Genomic DNA, 18672 nt, shown 5'->3' with positions numbered 1-18672 from the left:
GCATTAGCCTTCTTTCTCAAGATTAAACATATCTTTGAATAAATCCCAGTACAAACCTTCTTCCTCTGTACCAGCGATTTCGTTGAAGTGAATCATCGGTTCACGCAACATCTTGCGGATGATCATGCGACTCATAGAGTCCATAATGCGACGCTCTTTATCAGAAATATCAGGTAATTTCGCTAATGCCCGATGCAATTCACGACGGCGAATGCGTTCTGCTTTTTCAGTAAGCAATGCCATCATAGGGCGCACCGTTAAATAGCTCAATTTATCCAATAATTCTTCAATAGCATCGTGAATGATAGGCTCTGCACGACGAGCTTCCTCTTCGCGCTGTGCCTTATTCTCTTCTACTACACTTTCAAGGGAGTCAATATTGAATAAATAAATACCATCCATATCTGCTACAGCAGGATCGATATCGCGTGGTACCGCAATATCAATCATAACGATTGGCTCACCCTTGCGAAGGGAGGTAATTTTCTTTGCTTCACGTTCAGTAATAATATAGTGCGGCGCCCCTGTAGATGTGATGAGGATATCCGCATCTTTAGCGTAATCTACAAAGTTATCTAGCTTAACAGCTTTACCATTAAATCGCTCTGCTAAAGCCTCTGCCTTCGTAAAGGTTCTATTGGATACAAAAATCGTTTTTACGCCCTTTGCTTGTAAGTGCGTTGCGGTCAACTCACTCATGGTACCAGCACCTAAGATGAGTACCGTCGCTTCAGATAATGGTTTATCTAGGCTGTCCTCAGCAAGATTAACAGCAGTGTAGCTAACAGATACAGGCGTATTAGCAATGCCTGTGTTCGTCCGTACCTTTTTACCAACACTAATAGCGCGTTGGAATAAGATATTAAAAATTGTGCCTGTGCAACCTGCGCTATAAGCCTGAATATAAGCCCCTTTTAATTGGCTCAAAATTTGACCTTCCCCCAACACAAGGGAATCAAGGCTTGCAGACACACGGAATAGATGTTCAATACAATCTCGTTCTTCATAGAAGAAAAAGGCATCTTCATCGATGTGGTCGGCACCTTTTAAATCCTTTAACACAGCCAGCATATATTCTTTAGGGAACTCTACACCTTCTAAGGCCGCATAAATTTCAGTTCTATTGCATGTAGACAAAATAACACATTCTGCTACACAGTCGAATTCATAGAGGCGGTTTAGTGCTGAAGCTACCTCGTCCTTATCAAACGAGAAACGTTCACGTACCTCAACAGCGGCACTTCTATGATTTAGGCCTAATACCACTAATTTCATGGTCAAGTTTCTCCTCTATAGTCGTCCACTCTCCCTTGAGAATGGCCTCAAAAGTTTCTACGGTCAGATGGTCTCGCCAAAATTTCTGTCGAGCCTCTGGAGTAGGAAGTAGTAACTTTACTTCTTCTCTAAATATTTTAAGTCTAGGCATAGCCTTTTGCAACTGACCATAACGATTCATCATATCTTGCCTTACTAGACGATTGATACGAGGGCCTACGTTATTGGCACTGATTGCGATGTGAAGATCACCTAGTTCAAGGGATGAAGGCACAGTAAATCTGCACGCCCTAGGGTCATCACTGCGATTAGTCCAGACGCGGTGTTTTTTCCCCAGCTCATATAACATATCGTTTAATTCACCATTATCTGTGCAGATAAAGAACAAACTGCCCGTTATAATGAGATTTTCATCGTCCATTGTGAAAGCACGGTCGTACCAAGTGATACGCTCATCCTTTGCCCATTGGCAAATCTTATCTGTTACAGTAGGAGCAATCAAGACAATGTTGCACGGCTCATCAATAAAGAGCTGCATTCGTCGCTCTGCGACCTCCCCGCCGCCTACGAATAGGATTGTATCTTCAGTTGTAGGTTGAAATGTTATAGATACCATGGCTGTCCTACTATATATAAAAAAATCGGCTTGATGGTCAAGCCGATTTTCAATTGCCTACATGAATCGTTTCAGATATACGCCGATACGCCCCTTACGAGATGTACCTGTAATGGCTTCTACCTTCATTCGGCCACGACCACGCATAGAGATAATATCCCCTTCTTTAACTTCTTGGGATGCCCCTTTAGCGGGTTGCCAGTTTACTTGCAATAATCCTGCATTAATAGCGCTTACCAATTTGGTACGAGATACGCTAAAACCAGAACTTGCTACCGCATCTAAGCGCAAAGAAGCAACTGTAGTGCGGACCTCTTTAATTTTTTCTTCTTTTGGTGCAATATCTGATAGGTCAATAGCCTCTACAGATACGGAAACCATAGCAATTTTTGTAAAGTTTTGAATCACAAAGTCTGCTACACTTTCATCCACCATAATTTGAGCGCCCCCTTGTTGAACGATGACGTCCCCAAATTTGGAGCGATCAATGCCAAGGCCCATTAATGAGCCAAGCACATCGCGATGGGTAAGCAATCGGAACCGTGGGTCCCAATTTACCTTAAGGGCGCGAATGCCCATGTCCACAGTACCGTTAAAGTCGCTGTCTACAAAGGCAATGCGGATGCGTTCCGCCCCTTCATAGCCACCGTCTGTCTTAACCATAAGCTGTGGGTAATTAGCCTTGATTGCGTCTGCAATAACAAGGCCTGCAGGGCTCGTAAAGTCCGCCACGCGATAGGGGCGACCTTTTACAACCTGCTCAGCCAAGTCAAGCATGCGACGAGCTTCCTCACCACTGCCACTGGCTTCAAAATATCGAATTAATTTACTAGTATCTGCCAAAATTATTTCCCCAATTCATTCGACCGAGCAAGACATGCTACTACGCCGTCTTGGAGAGCACTGCGAAGTCCACCTTTTTCCATAGCACCAATACCGGCAATGGTCGTGCCACCTGGACTTGTTACTTGATCTCGTAGTACTGCTGGATGATTGCCACTTTCAAGAGCCATCTTACCAGCACCGTACATTGTTTGAGCCGCTGCCTTGATTGCCAAGTGACGAGGCAAACCAATGCGAACGCCCGCATCAGCTAAGGCATCGAGGATGACGAACATATAGCCAGGGCCCGCACCAGATAAAGCGCCTAAGCGGTCTAAATCGGCTTCGCTTACCACGGCCACTTCGCCGACAGCCTCAAACAAGGCTTGAACATCACGACCAAGGTCTGTATGTACATCATCCCCTGCAAGAGCCGTCATGCCTGCACCGATAGAAGCCGGTGTATTTGGCATAGCTCTAAACCAGTTAGCTTGCGGAATCGCTGCATCTAGAGTATCTAAGGTGATACCTGCAGCAACGGAAATCATAACAGTCCCATAAGGTACTTCTTTTAACGCCTCTAATACAGATGGTAACACTTGTGGTTTTACAGCCAAGAGAATAGTATTGTACTCATGCACATTAGGCATAGTCGTAAAACCTACTACACCAAGCTCCTCTGTAAGAGCCTTACATTGTTCTTCGCGACGTACTAGAATGTGCGTATCACTTGCTTTCAACACGCCATGCTGTAATGCACCGCGCAATAAAGCGCCCCCCATCGAGCCAACGCCAATACATAAGGTTTTACCTAACATCGTTGTCACCACCGTTTATAGAGAAATTATTTGTTTTCCCAAGCGTATTCGTTTTGCTCAGTTTTGTTACTTTCATTATCAGAATAATCAATGGAAATATTTACAGGTACGCACATGAAAATGTCCTTACCCACCTTTTCCAATTTACCATCCAATGCAAAAGTCGCACCAGATACGAAGTCCACAATACGTGCTGCTTCATGAGGATCTGTATTTTCAAAGTTAATCAATACAGGACGCATGTCGCGTAATTGATGTGTAATATTTTCAGAATCTTCAAATACTTTTGGTTCAATTACAACTACTTTCATAGCTGTTGGACGTTGTGTCATCGTAGATTGGCCTCCTACCTTGCGTGGATGAAATTCAGATGCGCCGGATACTGGAGCTACTGGAGCTACTGGTGTAGGTTCCGCTTCGTATTCCTCTTCATCTTCATAGTCATAATCATCATATTCATAGTCATCATCATTTTTGCCTAAGAATAAGTTTTTTGCTTTGTCTAAATAATCTCCCAATGCCATTTGGATTTCCTCCTAATACATAACGCTACCGATTACTAGGCAACCCGAGCCTTAATAATACACACGTTCCCCAAAAATTGCTGTGCCTACACGAACGATGTTAGCCCCTTCTTCTAAAGCGACTTCAAAGTCGTGAGTCATCCCCATAGATAAATATTGAATCTGCCCTTCTTCAAAGTAGCCCTTCATATCCTCATACAAGGCGTTTGCTACGCGGAAGATTGGACGTGCTTCCTCTGAATCATCGAAAAATGGTGCCATACACATTAAGCCCCGAACACGGACATGAGGTAATGTCTTTGCATAGTCTCGTATTTCTGGAAACTCTTCAACGGTCATGCCTGTTTTAGATGCTTCACGAGCTACATTAACTTGCAATAACACATCTTGCACCTTATCGTGCTTGGCTGCAACCTTTTCGATTTCATCTAATAATTTACGGCTGTCTACAGAATGAATTAAATCAAACATAGGCACCGCTTGACGCACCTTATTGACCTGTAAATGACCAATCAAATGCCATGTCAATTGTGGACCTTTATAGGTAAGCTGTTTTTCTTTAGCCTCTTGTACTCGATTTTCCCCCACATGAGTAACACCGAGACGTGCGACCTCTTCCACCGCTGATACAGGGTGGTTCTTAGTAACAGCTACTAATAATGCTGTATCTACGCGACCAACGCGCGCCATAGCATCTGCCATGCGCTGCTGTATAGCGTGTAGGGATTCTTCAATCATGTGATTCCCCTTCAATCTATATTTAAAAACCATAAAATATATTTGTATAGACTATTCTATTATATAGTATTTATTATTGATTGTACATCATTTAGGTCTTATAAAGCCTATAAATCTATGTATGTATATACTACCGTTCTTGTAGCATACCAAATAAAGCCATGCGACCTGTTTTACCAGATTCCCGACGATAGGAATAACAATCTTTATCTGTTACTGTATCGGTACCGCCAATAGCGATATTTTCTTTAGGCACACCATTCACCATAAGGCCTTCGGCGATAAAGTTCCATAAGTTGATATAGGCTTTATCTAGTTTATCACCTGGATAGTTTACAATATCAGCCACACTACGGTCGGTCATACCACGCCAAGCTATTTCAAAACGTTTCCCTAACTCTACATCGACTTCAAAGGATTCTGGCCCAATGCTAGGCCCAAGATATACATAACAATCTTTGAACTCCGTACCATACGCCTCTTTCATAGCCTCAATGGTAAGTACAGGCAAATGGCCTATCGCCCCGCGCCAGCCTGCATGTACCGTAGCGATAGCGTGATGCTTAGCATCATAAATACCTACAGCTACACAATCAGCAGTAAATAAAAATAGTGGTACATTCGGTAATTTTGTAAATACAGCATCACAATCGGCTATAGCTGTATCCTCTCCAAAGGCACCTGCCCCTATGAGGCCTTCTGTGATTTCCACAGCCTTTAAACCATGTACTTGATTACCACAAGAGATTCGCTCTGGTTCAACACCTAAATATTCAGCAACAATAGCACGGTTTTCACGAACATGCTGCGGCTTATCCCCTACGTGAAAGGCTAAATTTAGTGATTCATAGGGCTCTTGAGATACACCACCATGACGGTACGTATCACCTATTGTAATAGGAAAATGGTCTGCCCAATTAGGAGTTTCATAAGACCAAGTACCATGAGGTCCTTTAACATCTATACGTTTTACAGATTGATTCATAAGTGCCTCCTATTTACATACACCACATCGCTTACAGCCTTGTACACATGGCGGTGTATACGCTTCATCCACAGAACGTTTCCATTCCATTTCAAGATATCCATCGTCCATCCCCATGTCGAGGTGACTCCATGGTAAAAATTCATCAAAGCTGCGTTCACGATAGTTCATCTCGTCCATGTCGAGGCCGGCAGCCTTCATTTCAGACTTAAAGGACTTACTGCCACGATCTGCTGCACATGCCGCAAGAACAGCACCAAGACGGCGATCACCACGAGCTAGTACGCCTTGGATATACGCCTCTTTAGGTGATTCAACGAGCACCTCTATACGACGGTTCTTTTGCAATGCTTTTTTAATATATTGAAGTTTTTTCTCCACCGTTTTTTGATGATCCATAGCCATCCATTGGAATGGTGTAAAAGGCTTTGGAATAAATGGATTGATACTGAGCGTTAAACGACCTTTACAGCCTACCTCTGCCATATGGGCTTGCGTCCTTTCTGCCAGGCCTACGATTGCCTCGATATCTTCGTCTGTTTCCGTTGGAAGGCCAATCATAATATAGAGACGCATATGCTGGATGCCAGACTTAGCAGATAAGGTGGCAGCATTTTGTAAATGCTCTTCGCTAATACCCTTATTAATTACGCGCCGCAATCGTTCACTGCCCGTTTCTGGCGCAATGGTAATCGTCTTTTGCCCACTATCTGCCAAGCCATCTACAACGGCTTGTGTTAAGGAGTCTGCCCGCAAGGATGCGCAAGAATAACGCATATCTTTAGAACGAATATAAGTAACTAACTCATCTACCTCTGGATAATCAGAAATAGCGGCCCCCATAAGGCCTACCTTTTTACCTAATTTCTCTGCTCTATCTACGCCTTCTTTTAATATTTCTAAAGGTCGTACGCGCGGTACACGGAAACAATAGCCGGCCATACAGAATCGACAATGACGACCACAACCACGCGCAACCTCGATGATGTACATAGCGCCAAATTCTGTATAGTTTGTTGCTACTACGGTTTCGCCGCCACTAGTAAGCATTTCAAAGTGGCGTTTAATCGTTGTTGGTGCGCCTTCAGCAATATCATAACCTTTAAATTCGCCGTCGTCGCTGTAAATTGGCACGTACAATGATGGTACATACACCCCAGATATATTCGCTAATTGACGCAAAATAGCATGTCGATCTAGGCCCTCCATTTTGCCATCGCGAATGATATCTAGAACGCGACTAACGATACCTTCCCCTTCTCCGATGATGAAAGCATCGATAAAGTCTGCAAAAGGCTCTGGATTAAAGGTAGCACATGGGCCACCGGCAATGACGATAGGATCAAATTCTGTGCGGTCTTTCCCCATAATAGGTACGCGTCCATGACGTAACATCAACGGAATATGAAAATAGTCCATTTCAAAGGTCACGTCAAAGGCCACCACATCAAATTGATGCATAGGCCGCTGTGTTTCAACACTCATCAATGGCGTCTTAGTCTTATCGTATGCTTCTAATTCCTTTTTCTCAGGCAAGAAGATACGTTCACATACGCTATCATTGCGTAAGTTGATTTCCTCATAAATAATGTGGAGACCAAGATTACTCATGCCTACAAAATATGTATTAGGATAGACGATTGCTACCTTCTGCCCTGCATGCGGGTTAATAGTTACGCGGCTATCTTCATCTTTATAAAGTTCTTGTAATCGATCAATTAAATCTTTACGGTTCACTAATTTCCTTTCTATATAAGCCCACTACGAATAGTGGGCTTAAAAACATTTTATATATCGTTTGTATGTCTATATTTGTATGTCTATAAGAGTAGTATATAATACTTATCTTAACTATACTATAAGACCAAGAAACATTACAATTTAGATTTCAATTTATCCTTTGTATGAGAGGTCTTATCTTTAAGTGTTTTTACAATTTGAGGGCGATGTTTTTTTTCATAAGGGTAAATAACAACTTCCCCATCTTTGTATTCTGCAATGTATACATCCTTAATTTTATAGCCTTGCTTTTCAACTTCTTCTTCTAGCCAATCCTGGCCTTTTTCAATTATATCTAATGTAAAATGGTTAATTTGACCATCATCAATAAGGTCAAATTTAATATTCTCATCACCAAATTGAACTACGCTGAGCTGACCATTTTGCTCCAATACAGCACGCTTAACATCCGTAACATATTGAACACCTGCTGTACGAAGCTTTAACTTAAGCTCCGCCGCTTGAATGCCATAACGCATACATTCTTCTGTTAAGATATGACCATTTTCAATAACAATTACAGGATGTCCATCCAAAATAGTTTTAAAGAATCGGAAATTTCCTTTTAAGAACTTAAGCGTCATTACAAGTATAGTCCATAAAATGAGGACTAACATAAACTGTAAAATACCGATTTGGTCATTGTAAATAATGGCACCGATAATACCACCAAGTACATAGTTTTGTAATTGGTCCAAAGCAGAGGTTGGCGCTAAGTTGCCCTTCCCCATTAAGTTGATTTGTAAGATAATCGCCAAGAGACCGATGGCGAGTTTGGCAAAGACCATTCCATAGACGGCCATAGCTTCTGTCATTTACGCTCCTCCTTATGGTAATACGTCCGCTTTATCATGAATACGCTCTGTTGGGCTCACCTTATACACACGAGTAATTGTATAGGTTGAAAATTCTGGATTAAACTGAACCTCATAATAATCATCACTTACCTTTAAAATCATACCATTGCGAATTTTTAAGGAGTTGACTGCTAATTGCTCACTTGGTACAGAACGATCAGCACTAAAAGAATGTAAAAATTGAGCCATACGAGAAGAGTCTTCAGAATATGTTTTCATTCGATTATACTCTTGATACTCAAGGCCTAAGAAAAATACCACTATCAAAGACAAGATGACCATTAGGTCACGATAACGACTGGTAAAGCCATTTCGCAGAACTTGTATGCCCAAAACGAGTAGTGCTAATAAAACAGCAACAAAGATAATAAAGCCCCATGTTTGGCCCCCTACAGCCAAACTTTCAACATAGGATAATGTGTAGAAATCCATATCGTTCTCCTTTCATAGATTACTTTTTATTATACCATACCTTATGCCAATATTTTCGATATAACAATGTATAGTACCAAGAAATATATTATAAAACGATAAAAAAGCGACCCCCTTAGGAGTCGCTTTGGTATGCTTTATCTTACAAGAGATTACTATATAATACTCTTATTTTAACCAGCTCATCAAGTTGCGAAGTTCTGCACCAACTGGTTCGATTGGATGGTTAGCAGCTGCTTCACGGTGTTCTTTAAGGAATTTTTGACCATTTTTGGAATCAGCCAAGAATTCATCAGCGAATTTACCGGATTGGATATCAGCCAAGATTTGTTCCATCGCTTTTTTAGTATCTGCAGTGATTACGCGAGGACCTGCATGGTAGTCACCGTATTCAGCAGTGTTGGAGATGGAGTGGCGCATTTTTTGGAAGCCACCTTCGTAGATAAGGTCTACGATCAATTTCATTTCATGTAAGCACTCGAAGTAAGCGTTTACAGGTTCATAACCAGCTTCAGTTAATACTTCGAAACCAGTTTTGATCAATTCAGTAACACCGCCACACAATACAGCTTGTTCACCGAAGAGGTCTGTTTCAGTTTCAGATTTGAAGTTAGTTTCCAAGATACCAGAACGGCCACCGCCGATACCAGATGCCCATGCCAATGCAACTTCTTCAGTGTCGCCAGATGGGTCTTTTTCTACAGCGTACAAGCAAGGAACACCGGAGCCTTCTTGGTATGTACGACGAACTAAATGACCAGGGCCTTTAGGAGCTACCATGAATACGTTTACGTCTTCACGAGGAACGATTTTGCCAAAGTGAATGTTGAAACCGTGAGCAAATGCTAAGTATGCGCCTTCTTTTAAGTTAGGAGCAATATCATTTGTATAAACGTCAGCTTGTAATTCGTCTGGAATCAATACCATAACGATGTCAGCGCCTTTAACTGCTTCAGCAGTTTCTTTTACAGTAAGACCAGCTTCTTCAGCAGCTTTCCAGCTAGAAGAACCACCGCGAAGACCGATTGTTACGTCCATACCATTTTCTTTCAAGTTCAATGCATGAGCATGACCTTGGGAACCGTAACCTAAAACTGTAATTTTTTTGCCTTCCAATTTGCTCAAATTACAATCTGCATCATAATAAACTGTAGTACCTAAAATTTTACCTGCCATACTAGACAACCTCCAAAATATATTCAATAGAATATTTAATATATATACTGTACACAATCTCACAAATAAATGCAAGATTTGTAGTGTATATCGTAATTTATCGAATAGTCAAATAGACTAATCTACAACTTAAATTTGTACCCTTTTTGTATTAAGAAAAAATGAATTACCCTAATTTTAGCTCTTATTTAACTATAATCCATGGGCGATTTTTCTCCCATACAACAGATACATCAATACCAAATACGTCGCTGAGAATTTCATCTGTTAAGATGTCCCGCTTCTTGCCTTTATACACAATGAGGCCATCTTTAATAATAGCTACATGTGTAATACTGGGCATAATCTCTTCAATTTGATGAGATACATAAACAAAAGGCTTATGTTCCTCTCGTGCCATATTCTCAACAGTTGCTAAGAATTGCTCGCGAGCAGGCAAATCAAGACCAGAGCAAGGCTCATCTAAAATGAGCAAATCTGGATTAGCCATAATAGCACGTGCTAATAATACGCGGCGCTGTTCACCAGCAGATAGTGTATGAAATCTATGGCCTTCCAAATAGGCCAAACCAAACTCAGACAATAATTGCAGTCCTCGTTCACGTACTTCAGGCTCTACCTGTTGATAAATACCAATACTATTAAAAGCACCAGAAATAACAACATCTTCTACGACTTGTTTATCCAAGGTGGACTGGAATTGTCCAAGCGCCGAACTAACAAAGCCTAATCGGGCCTTGATCTTAGGCCACGCATATTTACCAAATTCATGACCAAATACGCGTAATAGTCCTGTTGTAGGAATTTGGTAAGCTGGAATCATGCTGAGCATTGTCGATTTACCAGCCCCATTGAGACCTAATAAGGCCCAATTTTCCCCTTCTTCAACATGCCAATTAATGCCTTTTAAAATTTCGCGACCTTCACGACGAAACTTGACGTCTTCATAATGGAGTAATTCACTACTCACACAACCATCTCCTAAATCTTTTCTCCACGGCTCATTGCGGTAATGCCAGTTTTGGCAATTTCAAGGACACCATAAGTTTCCATAATTTGAATGAAACCGCGTAATTTTTCTACGCTACCAATTACTTCAATAATCATAGAAGTAGGAGAAATATCGAGCACATTGCCACGATATACATCGGCAATTTGTACAATTTGAGAGCGTGTTGCAGCAGTTGCTTTTACCTTAATAAGCATTAACTCACGGCATACCACATCATGATCTTCAAAAACTTTAACCTTTACCACATCAATGAGCTTGTAAATTTGTTTTTGAATTTGGTCTAAGATGCGATCATCTGCCTCAACGGTGAGGGTAATACGAGCGTAGCCTGGTGTATTTGTAATGCCAGATGTCATCTTTGTAACATTAAAACCACGACGGTTAAAGAGTGCCAATATACGTGCACCAATGCCTGCTGTATTTTTTGCAATTACTAAGACTTGATGTTCTCTCGCCATTATAGCACCCCTTTCTTGCCCATCATACCACTTACGGTACCGCCAGCTGGAATCATCGGCAATACATTATCTTCTCTTGCTACACGGCAATCCAAGATGATACTTTCATCAGATGTAATGAAAGATTTAAATTCTTTATTGAAATCCTCTACATTATCGATACGAGCAGCTTTCAAATCAAAGGCATCTGCCAATTTCAAGAAGTCTGGACTCACTTCCAAATCTACATAGGAGTAGCGGCGATTATTAAAGATTTGTTGCCATTGACGAACCATGCCAAGGTAACCATTGTTGATGATTAGAATTTTAATTGGCAAATTATATTGACGAACCATCATGAGTTCTTCAAAGGTCATTTGGAATCCACCATCACCAACAACAAGGATAACTTGTTTATGAGGTGCCCCCACTTGAGCCCCAATTGCAGCTGGTAAACCATAGCCCATAGTACCTGCACCACCAGATGTAACAATGGTATGAGGTTTTTTATGAGTTAAGAATTGAGCTGCCCACATTTGATGTTGGCCTACGTCAGTTACAATAACTGCATCCTCTTTGGCAATCTTGTTAAGTTCAGATAATACGTATTGTGGATGTAATACACCATCTTTAGATTCAGGAATTACCATAGGATATTCCGCTTGCCATTCACGAATTTGTCCGATCCACGCTTCATGAGTTGTAGGTTCTACAAGCGTATTAAGTTCCGTTAAAACTCTCTTTAAATCACCTACGATTGGTACGTTAATAGTAACGTTTTTATCAATTTCTGCTGGGTCGATATCAATATGAATGATTTTAGCTTTTTTACAGAAGAAATCTGGATGGCCTGTAATGCGGTCGTGGAAACGAATACCTGCAGCAATAACAAGGTCAGCTTCTTCTGTGCAGTTGTTAGCCGCTACAGATCCATGCATACCCACCATACCAAGAGCAAGCTCATGGTTACCTGGGAACCCACCAAGGCCAACTAATGTATTTGTTACAGGAATTTGAGCCTTTTCTGCCAATTCCTTTAACTCATCCATAGCGCCAGATTTCAATACACCGGCACCGGCAATGATGAGCGGACGTTTCGCATTTTTAATAAGCGTAGCCGCTTTCTTAATTTGCCCTTGATGACCTTTATATGTAGGATCATAACCTTCAAGATGGATAGGTACTTCATATAATTTATTGTATTCTGTCATGGATATTTTTTCTGTTTGAATATCCTTAGGAATATCAATAAGAACAGGACCTGGACGACCTGTACTAGCAATAAAATACGCTTCTTTAATGATGCGAGGTAAATCGCGAATATCTTGAACAAGGTAGTTATGTTTTGTAATCGGCATGGTAATACCTTGGATATCTGCTTCTTGGAAAGAATCCTTACCAATAAACGGACGACCAACCTGACCAGTAATGGCCACCATAGGTACAGAATCCATGTAAGCAGTCATAATACCGGTAACAAGATTAGTTGCACCAGGACCGGACGTAGCAAGGCATACGCCTACTTTTCCAGATACGCGTGCATAACCATCTGCTGCATGGGCAGCACCTTGTTCATGACGAACAAAATAATGTTTAATTTCAGGGAAGCTATAAATTTCATCATAAATTGGAATTACTGCGCCACCTGGATAACCGAACATCTCGGTTACACCAAGGCGATGCAATGTTTCAAGGACAATGCGTGCCCCATTGATTGTTTCTGCGCTCATAGGAACCCTTTCGACCAGCTATTCAGATAAAATCTCGCTGGAATTTAACCGTTTAATAATGTAACCATTATTTTTGAAAGTATCAATAATGTGTTGAATGTGTTCTTCACCATTTGTTTCTACAGTCACTTGCAATTCCACTTCATGGAAGCGGTCAAGGTTTTTAAACTGATTATGATCAAGTTTAATAACGTTTGCATCCGCATCTGCAAGCATTTGAGATACAGCAACCAATTGACCTGGTTTATCAGGAAGGTTTACAGAGAAAGTGAAGATACGACCACGCAATACGAGGCCTTTATTGATCATAGAGGAAATCGTAAGTACATCGATATTACCACCACTAACAATGGCTACTGCCTTTTTGCCTTTACAGTCTAATTTTTTTAGACCTGCTAATGGTAAAATACCAGAGTTTTCTGCTACTAATTTATGTTTTTCTACAAGCAACAAAAATGCTTCCATCAATTCATAGTCAGAGACAGTAATAATTTCATCTACATATTTCTTAATATATTCTAATGTAGTTTCGCCGATTTGGCGTACAGCTGTACCATCTGCGATAGTTGCCACCTCACTGAGTGGTACAGGATGATCTGCTTTTAACGCAGCTATTGCACTAGCCGCGCCTTCTGGTTCTACACCGATAATTTTAATGCTAGGATTTTTTAATTTTGCAGCAGCTGCGATACCAGAAACAATACCGCCTCCACCAACAGGAACTAGCAATACATCCGCATCAGGCAATTCCTCAAGAACTTCTAATGCAATTGTACCTTGCCCTTCGATGACATCTTCGTCATCAAAAGGATGGACGAACACATATCCGTGCTCTTGTTGTAATTCCATCGCTTTTTGGTAAGCTTCATCATAAATCTCACCATGTAGAACGACTTCGGCACCATATTGTTTTGTAGCATTAACCTTGATGAGAGGTGTATGCTTTGGCATCACGATTGTCGCTTTAATGCCGAGGCGTTTTGCAGCAAGCGCTACACCTTGCGCATGATTACCGGCAGACGCGGCAATAACGCCGCGCGCCTTTTCTTCTTCTGTTAATTTTGCAATTTTATTATAAGCACCACGAACCTTAAAAGATCCTGTTATTTGCAAGTTTTCTGGCTTGATATATACATCATTGCCACTTTCATCGGAGAACACATCACTGTGAAGAAGTTTTGTTTTTACAGTAATTGTGCTAAGTCTCTCACGAGCCTCCATAAAATCATACAACTTATGCATGTGTACCATCTCCTATTGATAGTATTAAATTAAAGTCTAATATTAGTCTTCCAATACTTCAATAGCACCTTGTGCTGCAGAGGATACGTGAAGAGCGTATTTTTTAAGGTATCCAGTTACATTGGATTTGAATGGTTTCAATGCTGCTTTACGGCGAGCGATTTCATCGTCAGATACAGCCAATTCCAATTTGCCGTTCGGAATGTCGATGTTGATGATATCACCATCTTCAACAATAGCAATTGTGCCACCTGCTGCTGCTTCTGGAGATACGTGACCGATGGATGCACCACGTGTAGCACCTGAGAAACGACCGTCAGTCAACAATGCTACGTCTTTATCAAGACCCATACCAGCGATCATGGATGTTGGTGTCAACATTTCGCGCATGCCAGGACCACCTTTAGGACCTTCGTAACGGATAACTACAACATCACCTTTTACGATTTTACCGCCTGTAATAGCTTCAACAGCTTCTTCTTCGCTGTTAAATACTTTTGCTGGGCCAGAGTGAACGAGCATATCATCATCTACGGCACCTGCTTTTACAACGGAACCGTCTAGAGCAAGGTTACCTTTAAGAACGGCAATACCACCTGTTTCATGAACAGGATTATTCCATGGATGGATAACATCTTCATCCACAACATGAGCTGCCGCTGCAATTTCACCTTGTGTTTTAAGAGCTACAGTTTTGCAATCTGTATGCAAACGACCATTTTCTGCTAAACGTTTCAACACAGCAGATACGCCGCCGGCAGCATACAAGTCTTCGATGAAGTATTTACCAGATGGAGAAAGTTTAGACAATTGAGGTGTGTTTTGTGCAATGCGATCGAAGTCGTCCAAGGACAATGGTACACCTGCTTCATGAGCGATAGCTGGCAAATGAAGTGCTGTATTAGAGGAACCACCCAAAGCCATATCTAGAGCTACTGCATTTTCAAAGGCTTCGCGTGTCATAATGTCTTTAGGACGAAGATTTGCTTTCAATACCTCTACTGCTTGCATACCTGCTAATTTAGCAAGACGTAAACGTTCAGAGTATACTGCTGGAATTGTACCATTGCCAGGAAGGCCCATACCAAGAGCTTCTGTTAAGCAGTTCATTGTATTAGCTGTGTACATGCCAGAGCAAGAACCACATGTAGGACATGCTGTATTTTCGATTTCAGCTAACTCAGCATCACCCATTTCACCAGTTTGATGTTTACCTACTGCTTCGAATACATCAGACAAACCTATTTTTTTGCCATTATGTACGCCTGCAAGCATAGCACCACCAGACACGAATACGGATGGAATGTTTAGACGAGCTGCAGCAATCAACATACCAGGTACTACTTTATCGCAGTTTGGAATGAATACCATAGCATCAAATGGTGTTGCCATAGCTGTTGCTTCGATGGAATCAGCGATGATATTACGAGTTACCAAGGAGTATTTCATACCGATGTGGTTCATCGCCAAGCCGTCACAAATACCAATTGTATTGAACTCGATTGGCACACCACCTGCGTTGCGAATGCCGTCTTTTACGGCTTGTACAATATTTTTCAAGCCCACGTGACCAGGGATAATTTCGTTGAAAGAGTTCGCAATACCAATGACTGGTCTGCCCATTTCTTCATCAACAAAACCAAGAGCTTTTAGCAAAGATCTGTGTGGTGCACGTGCTACGCCTGTTTTTAAATTGTCACTTCTACAACTCATGTTAATCTCCTCACTTTTCTTGAAAGCATCCACTTGGACACTTTTCAACTTAATAAAAAAAGACGATTCTTATGAATCGTCTTAAAAGTTTACAAATGATATTCCTTTTGTTTACAGAATTCCTATATACATAAACGACCTATGCATCCCTTGGAATAAATACACATAAGAAACAAACCGTATAGTCAAATCTTATTGATTGTATATTAAACCATTCGTGGAACTTCTAAGACAAAAACGTGTTAAGTTGTTGTTCATAATTCGAATGTCTTTAATAATCACGACGAGCGCGATAATCAACAAGCTAATGACTAAACCCAACATGTTTCCTCCTAAAGTAATCTGTAATCATAAAATAATAATAACACTTTATATAATGTCGTGCAATAAATATTCTATAGATTTATTATATAAATTTTTAAAGTTTACCATATATAAAAACTATAGCAATAATAAATAATACACTACCTATCTAATACACATAGAAAATAAATCGATAACAAACTAGTAAATAGGTAGAACAAATAGAAAATCCCTCACCGTAGTGAGGGATTTATAAGCATTATAGAATACCGAATAGCCACATGCCAAGGGTACCGCCCCAGAAGTGAATTAAGAAGCTAACCACAGAAATAGCAAAGCCTACGCGCCACCATGTGCCTTGTGGTACATAACCAGCACCGAAGAAGATTGGCGTTACACCAGAACTATAATGTGTTAATGTACAGCCAGGGCTGTTCATCAAACCAAAGAGCAAGATGGTAAATGGAATTGGTGCGCCCATTGCTACCAAGATAGCTGCAAAGGCGGAGAATAACGCTGTAATACGAGCTGTACCACTGGCAAAGAAATATTGAGAGTATACAAAGGTTGCAGAGATAATAAAGGATGCCCAGAACCAATCAATACCTACAAGATGTTGACTTACAAAATCAGCAAATACTGCAACAACACCGAGCTTGCCAAGTAAACCAGCCATACCAACGAGGGTACCCATCCAGATTAGAATATCCCAACCTGTGCGTTCACCAAGAATATCTTCCCAGGTAAGGGATCCTGTTACAACGCATGCAAGCACGCCCATCATAGCAACTACGGTAGGATGTAACTTCGTCCAAATCGCTGTGGACCACAGCAAAATACAAAGTACAAAAATAATAGCTACAGATATTTCAGCCTTTGTAATAGGACCTAGTATATCGAGCTCTTTTTGGGCCATTACTGCTGCTTGAGGTGTCTCCTTAATTTCAGGTGGATAGATTTTATAAATAAACCAAGGCATCAAAATCATGCAAATTACACCAGGGATGACACCTGCTTGGAACCATTCCCACCATGAAATATCATAGCCAAACAATTTTGCACCTAAGGATGTAATCAATAAGTTACCACTACAAGCAGTTAAGAAGATTGTTACAGTAATGGTGTTTATCGTATGAGCCGTTGTCATCAAGTATGCCCCAATACGACGTGCCGTACTACCATTTGGCTCAGAATCAAAGGCTAACGAAATGTTTTGTACAATTGGAAAAATAATACCGCCTCCACGAGCCGTATTAGATGGCGTGGCAGGAGAAATAATAAGATCTGTACAAGCCAATGCATAAGCTAGCTTTAAGGAACTAGTACCAAAGGAGCGAATCAAAGTATACGCGATACGCTTACCAAGGCCAGAATTAATAATGCCTCTAGAAAAGAATACAGCTGCTACGATAAGCCATACATTGGCTTCAGCGTAACCACCTAATGCTTGCACCATGGTAATAGAATTTGTTGCTACCGCAGCAACAATACCAAAGAGTGCCATAATACCTGTTGGCCAAGGTCGTAAAATAAAACCTACAATTGTAGCCGTGAAGATAGCTAATAAATGCCATCCTTCAGGCTTAATCGCCTCCGTGTGAGGCAAGAACCAAATTACAAGTCCTACCAGTACCGTCAGTGCGGCGCGTGTAAAGGTATTCATAGAACCTCCCTATCAAACTACACATATCAATAGTTACTGTTGATTATAAAAAACTATATGGCGGTCATCACACATAACCGCCATATAAATTAGCAACTTTCCAAAAATTCTTTAATCTTTGGATTAGAGCGCAATGTATCCATCTCTTCAGGGGTTAATAATTTTACCTTGTCCCGATCTTGGTTAACTAAGCAAAGGAACCCGATATAATCGCCTTTATTAGCCCGAAATTGATGTATCGTTTTACCTGGAATTTCAATAAAATCACCAGCTTCTACATCATGGATTTCATCGCCTAATAAGACTTGCCCCTTCCCACGGAATATCATAACCATATGTGTATGTTCATGATATTCAAGCGTAGAATACCCACCTGGCAAGCATTCAAAATAGCGGAATTGGCATGGAATATCAAAGGCCCCATCGTATAAAACTTGACGTGTTACATCTTTAAAAGGGCTACCATCTTGTTTATATACCAAGGTATCGACGCCATCCCACTTGAAATTTTTAGCATCAAACTTGCGTATCATTTTATTACCTCTTTATG

The 18672-nt window shown here is 40.9% G+C and carries 18 protein-coding genes; all 18 read right to left on the bottom strand.

The window, feature by feature from the left end:
* Positions 1-3 precede the first annotated feature (3 nt).
* The 18 genes from hemA to KH109_RS06795 all read right to left on the bottom strand — a co-directional run bounded on the left by hemA (position 4) and on the right by KH109_RS06795 (position 18655).
* On the bottom strand, positions 4-1275 hold the full coding sequence (gene hemA / locus KH109_RS06880; RefSeq protein ID WP_295217070.1) for a glutamyl-tRNA reductase: 1272 nt from the start codon (positions 1273-1275) through the stop codon (positions 4-6).
* Complete coding sequence (locus tag KH109_RS06875) at positions 1244-1891, bottom strand: bifunctional precorrin-2 dehydrogenase/sirohydrochlorin ferrochelatase (RefSeq protein ID WP_295217067.1); 648 nt, start codon at positions 1889-1891, stop codon at positions 1244-1246. Before KH109_RS06875 ends, hemA begins: the two co-directional genes overlap by 32 nt.
* Before the next feature lie 57 nt (positions 1892-1948).
* Positions 1949-2734: a YlmH/Sll1252 family protein gene (locus KH109_RS06870; protein ID WP_295217064.1), complete on the bottom strand. Its 786-nt coding sequence runs from the start codon at positions 2732-2734 to the stop codon at positions 1949-1951.
* A gap of 2 nt (positions 2735-2736) precedes the next feature.
* Positions 2737-3531 carry a pyrroline-5-carboxylate reductase gene (gene proC / locus KH109_RS06865; RefSeq protein ID WP_295217061.1) on the bottom strand — a complete coding sequence of 265 codons (795 nt, stop codon included), beginning with the start codon at positions 3529-3531 and terminating at the stop codon, positions 2737-2739.
* A 26-nt stretch (positions 3532-3557) separates the two neighbouring features.
* Entirely contained in the window at positions 3558-4055 is a 498-nt protein-coding gene (sepF, locus tag KH109_RS06860) for a cell division protein SepF (RefSeq protein ID WP_105089674.1), read from the bottom strand.
* Positions 4056-4106: 51 nt separating this feature from the next.
* A complete protein-coding gene (locus KH109_RS06855) occupies positions 4107-4793 on the bottom strand; it encodes a YggS family pyridoxal phosphate-dependent enzyme (RefSeq protein ID WP_295217057.1) in 687 nt (228 codons plus the stop codon).
* 130 nt (positions 4794-4923) lie between these two features.
* Entirely contained in the window at positions 4924-5778 is an 855-nt protein-coding gene (gene pgeF / locus KH109_RS06850) for a peptidoglycan editing factor PgeF (protein WP_295217054.1), read from the bottom strand.
* A 9-nt stretch (positions 5779-5787) separates the two neighbouring features.
* Positions 5788-7515, bottom strand: coding sequence for a radical SAM protein (locus KH109_RS06845; RefSeq protein ID WP_295217051.1), 1728 nt, complete (start codon positions 7513-7515; stop codon positions 5788-5790).
* A gap of 137 nt (positions 7516-7652) precedes the next feature.
* A complete protein-coding gene (locus KH109_RS06840; protein ID WP_105084899.1) occupies positions 7653-8372 on the bottom strand; it encodes a DUF421 domain-containing protein in 720 nt (239 codons plus the stop codon).
* Positions 8373-8384: 12 nt separating this feature from the next.
* Positions 8385-8846, bottom strand: coding sequence for a DUF3290 family protein (locus KH109_RS06835; protein ID WP_105084900.1), 462 nt, complete (start codon positions 8844-8846; stop codon positions 8385-8387).
* A gap of 168 nt (positions 8847-9014) precedes the next feature.
* Positions 9015-10022 carry a ketol-acid reductoisomerase gene (gene ilvC, locus KH109_RS06830; protein WP_105084901.1) on the bottom strand — a complete coding sequence of 336 codons (1008 nt, stop codon included), beginning with the start codon at positions 10020-10022 and terminating at the stop codon, positions 9015-9017.
* 184 nt (positions 10023-10206) lie between these two features.
* Positions 10207-10992 (bottom strand): ABC transporter ATP-binding protein, encoded by a 786-nt coding sequence (locus KH109_RS06825; protein ID WP_295217041.1) that lies wholly within the window; start codon positions 10990-10992, stop codon positions 10207-10209.
* An 11-nt stretch (positions 10993-11003) separates the two neighbouring features.
* Positions 11004-11492 (bottom strand): acetolactate synthase small subunit, encoded by a 489-nt coding sequence (gene ilvN, locus KH109_RS06820; protein ID WP_024066649.1) that lies wholly within the window; start codon positions 11490-11492, stop codon positions 11004-11006.
* Positions 11492-13201 carry a biosynthetic-type acetolactate synthase large subunit gene (gene ilvB, locus KH109_RS06815; protein WP_295217038.1) on the bottom strand — a complete coding sequence of 570 codons (1710 nt, stop codon included), beginning with the start codon at positions 13199-13201 and terminating at the stop codon, positions 11492-11494. Before ilvB ends, ilvN begins: the two co-directional genes overlap by 1 nt.
* An 18-nt stretch (positions 13202-13219) precedes the next feature.
* Entirely contained in the window at positions 13220-14443 is a 1224-nt protein-coding gene (gene ilvA / locus KH109_RS06810) for a threonine ammonia-lyase (RefSeq protein ID WP_295217035.1), read from the bottom strand.
* A gap of 42 nt (positions 14444-14485) precedes the next feature.
* Positions 14486-16156 carry a dihydroxy-acid dehydratase gene (gene ilvD, locus KH109_RS06805; RefSeq protein WP_295217032.1) on the bottom strand — a complete coding sequence of 557 codons (1671 nt, stop codon included), beginning with the start codon at positions 16154-16156 and terminating at the stop codon, positions 14486-14488.
* A 562-nt stretch (positions 16157-16718) separates the two neighbouring features.
* The gene (locus tag KH109_RS06800) at positions 16719-18122 is read right to left on the bottom strand and encodes a DASS family sodium-coupled anion symporter (protein ID WP_295217029.1); all 1404 of its coding nucleotides are present in this window, start codon (positions 18120-18122) and stop codon (positions 16719-16721) included.
* Positions 18123-18211: 89 nt separating this feature from the next.
* Positions 18212-18655 (bottom strand): cupin domain-containing protein, encoded by a 444-nt coding sequence (locus tag KH109_RS06795; protein WP_024066644.1) that lies wholly within the window; start codon positions 18653-18655, stop codon positions 18212-18214.
* Positions 18656-18672: the final 17 nt, after the last annotated feature.

It is taken from the genome of Veillonella sp., from assembly GCF_018381775.1.
Classification (GTDB): domain Bacteria; phylum Bacillota; class Negativicutes; order Veillonellales; family Veillonellaceae; genus Veillonella.
Note: the sequence above shows the minus strand (reverse complement) of the source record. Positions and strands in the feature narration are given on the sequence as shown.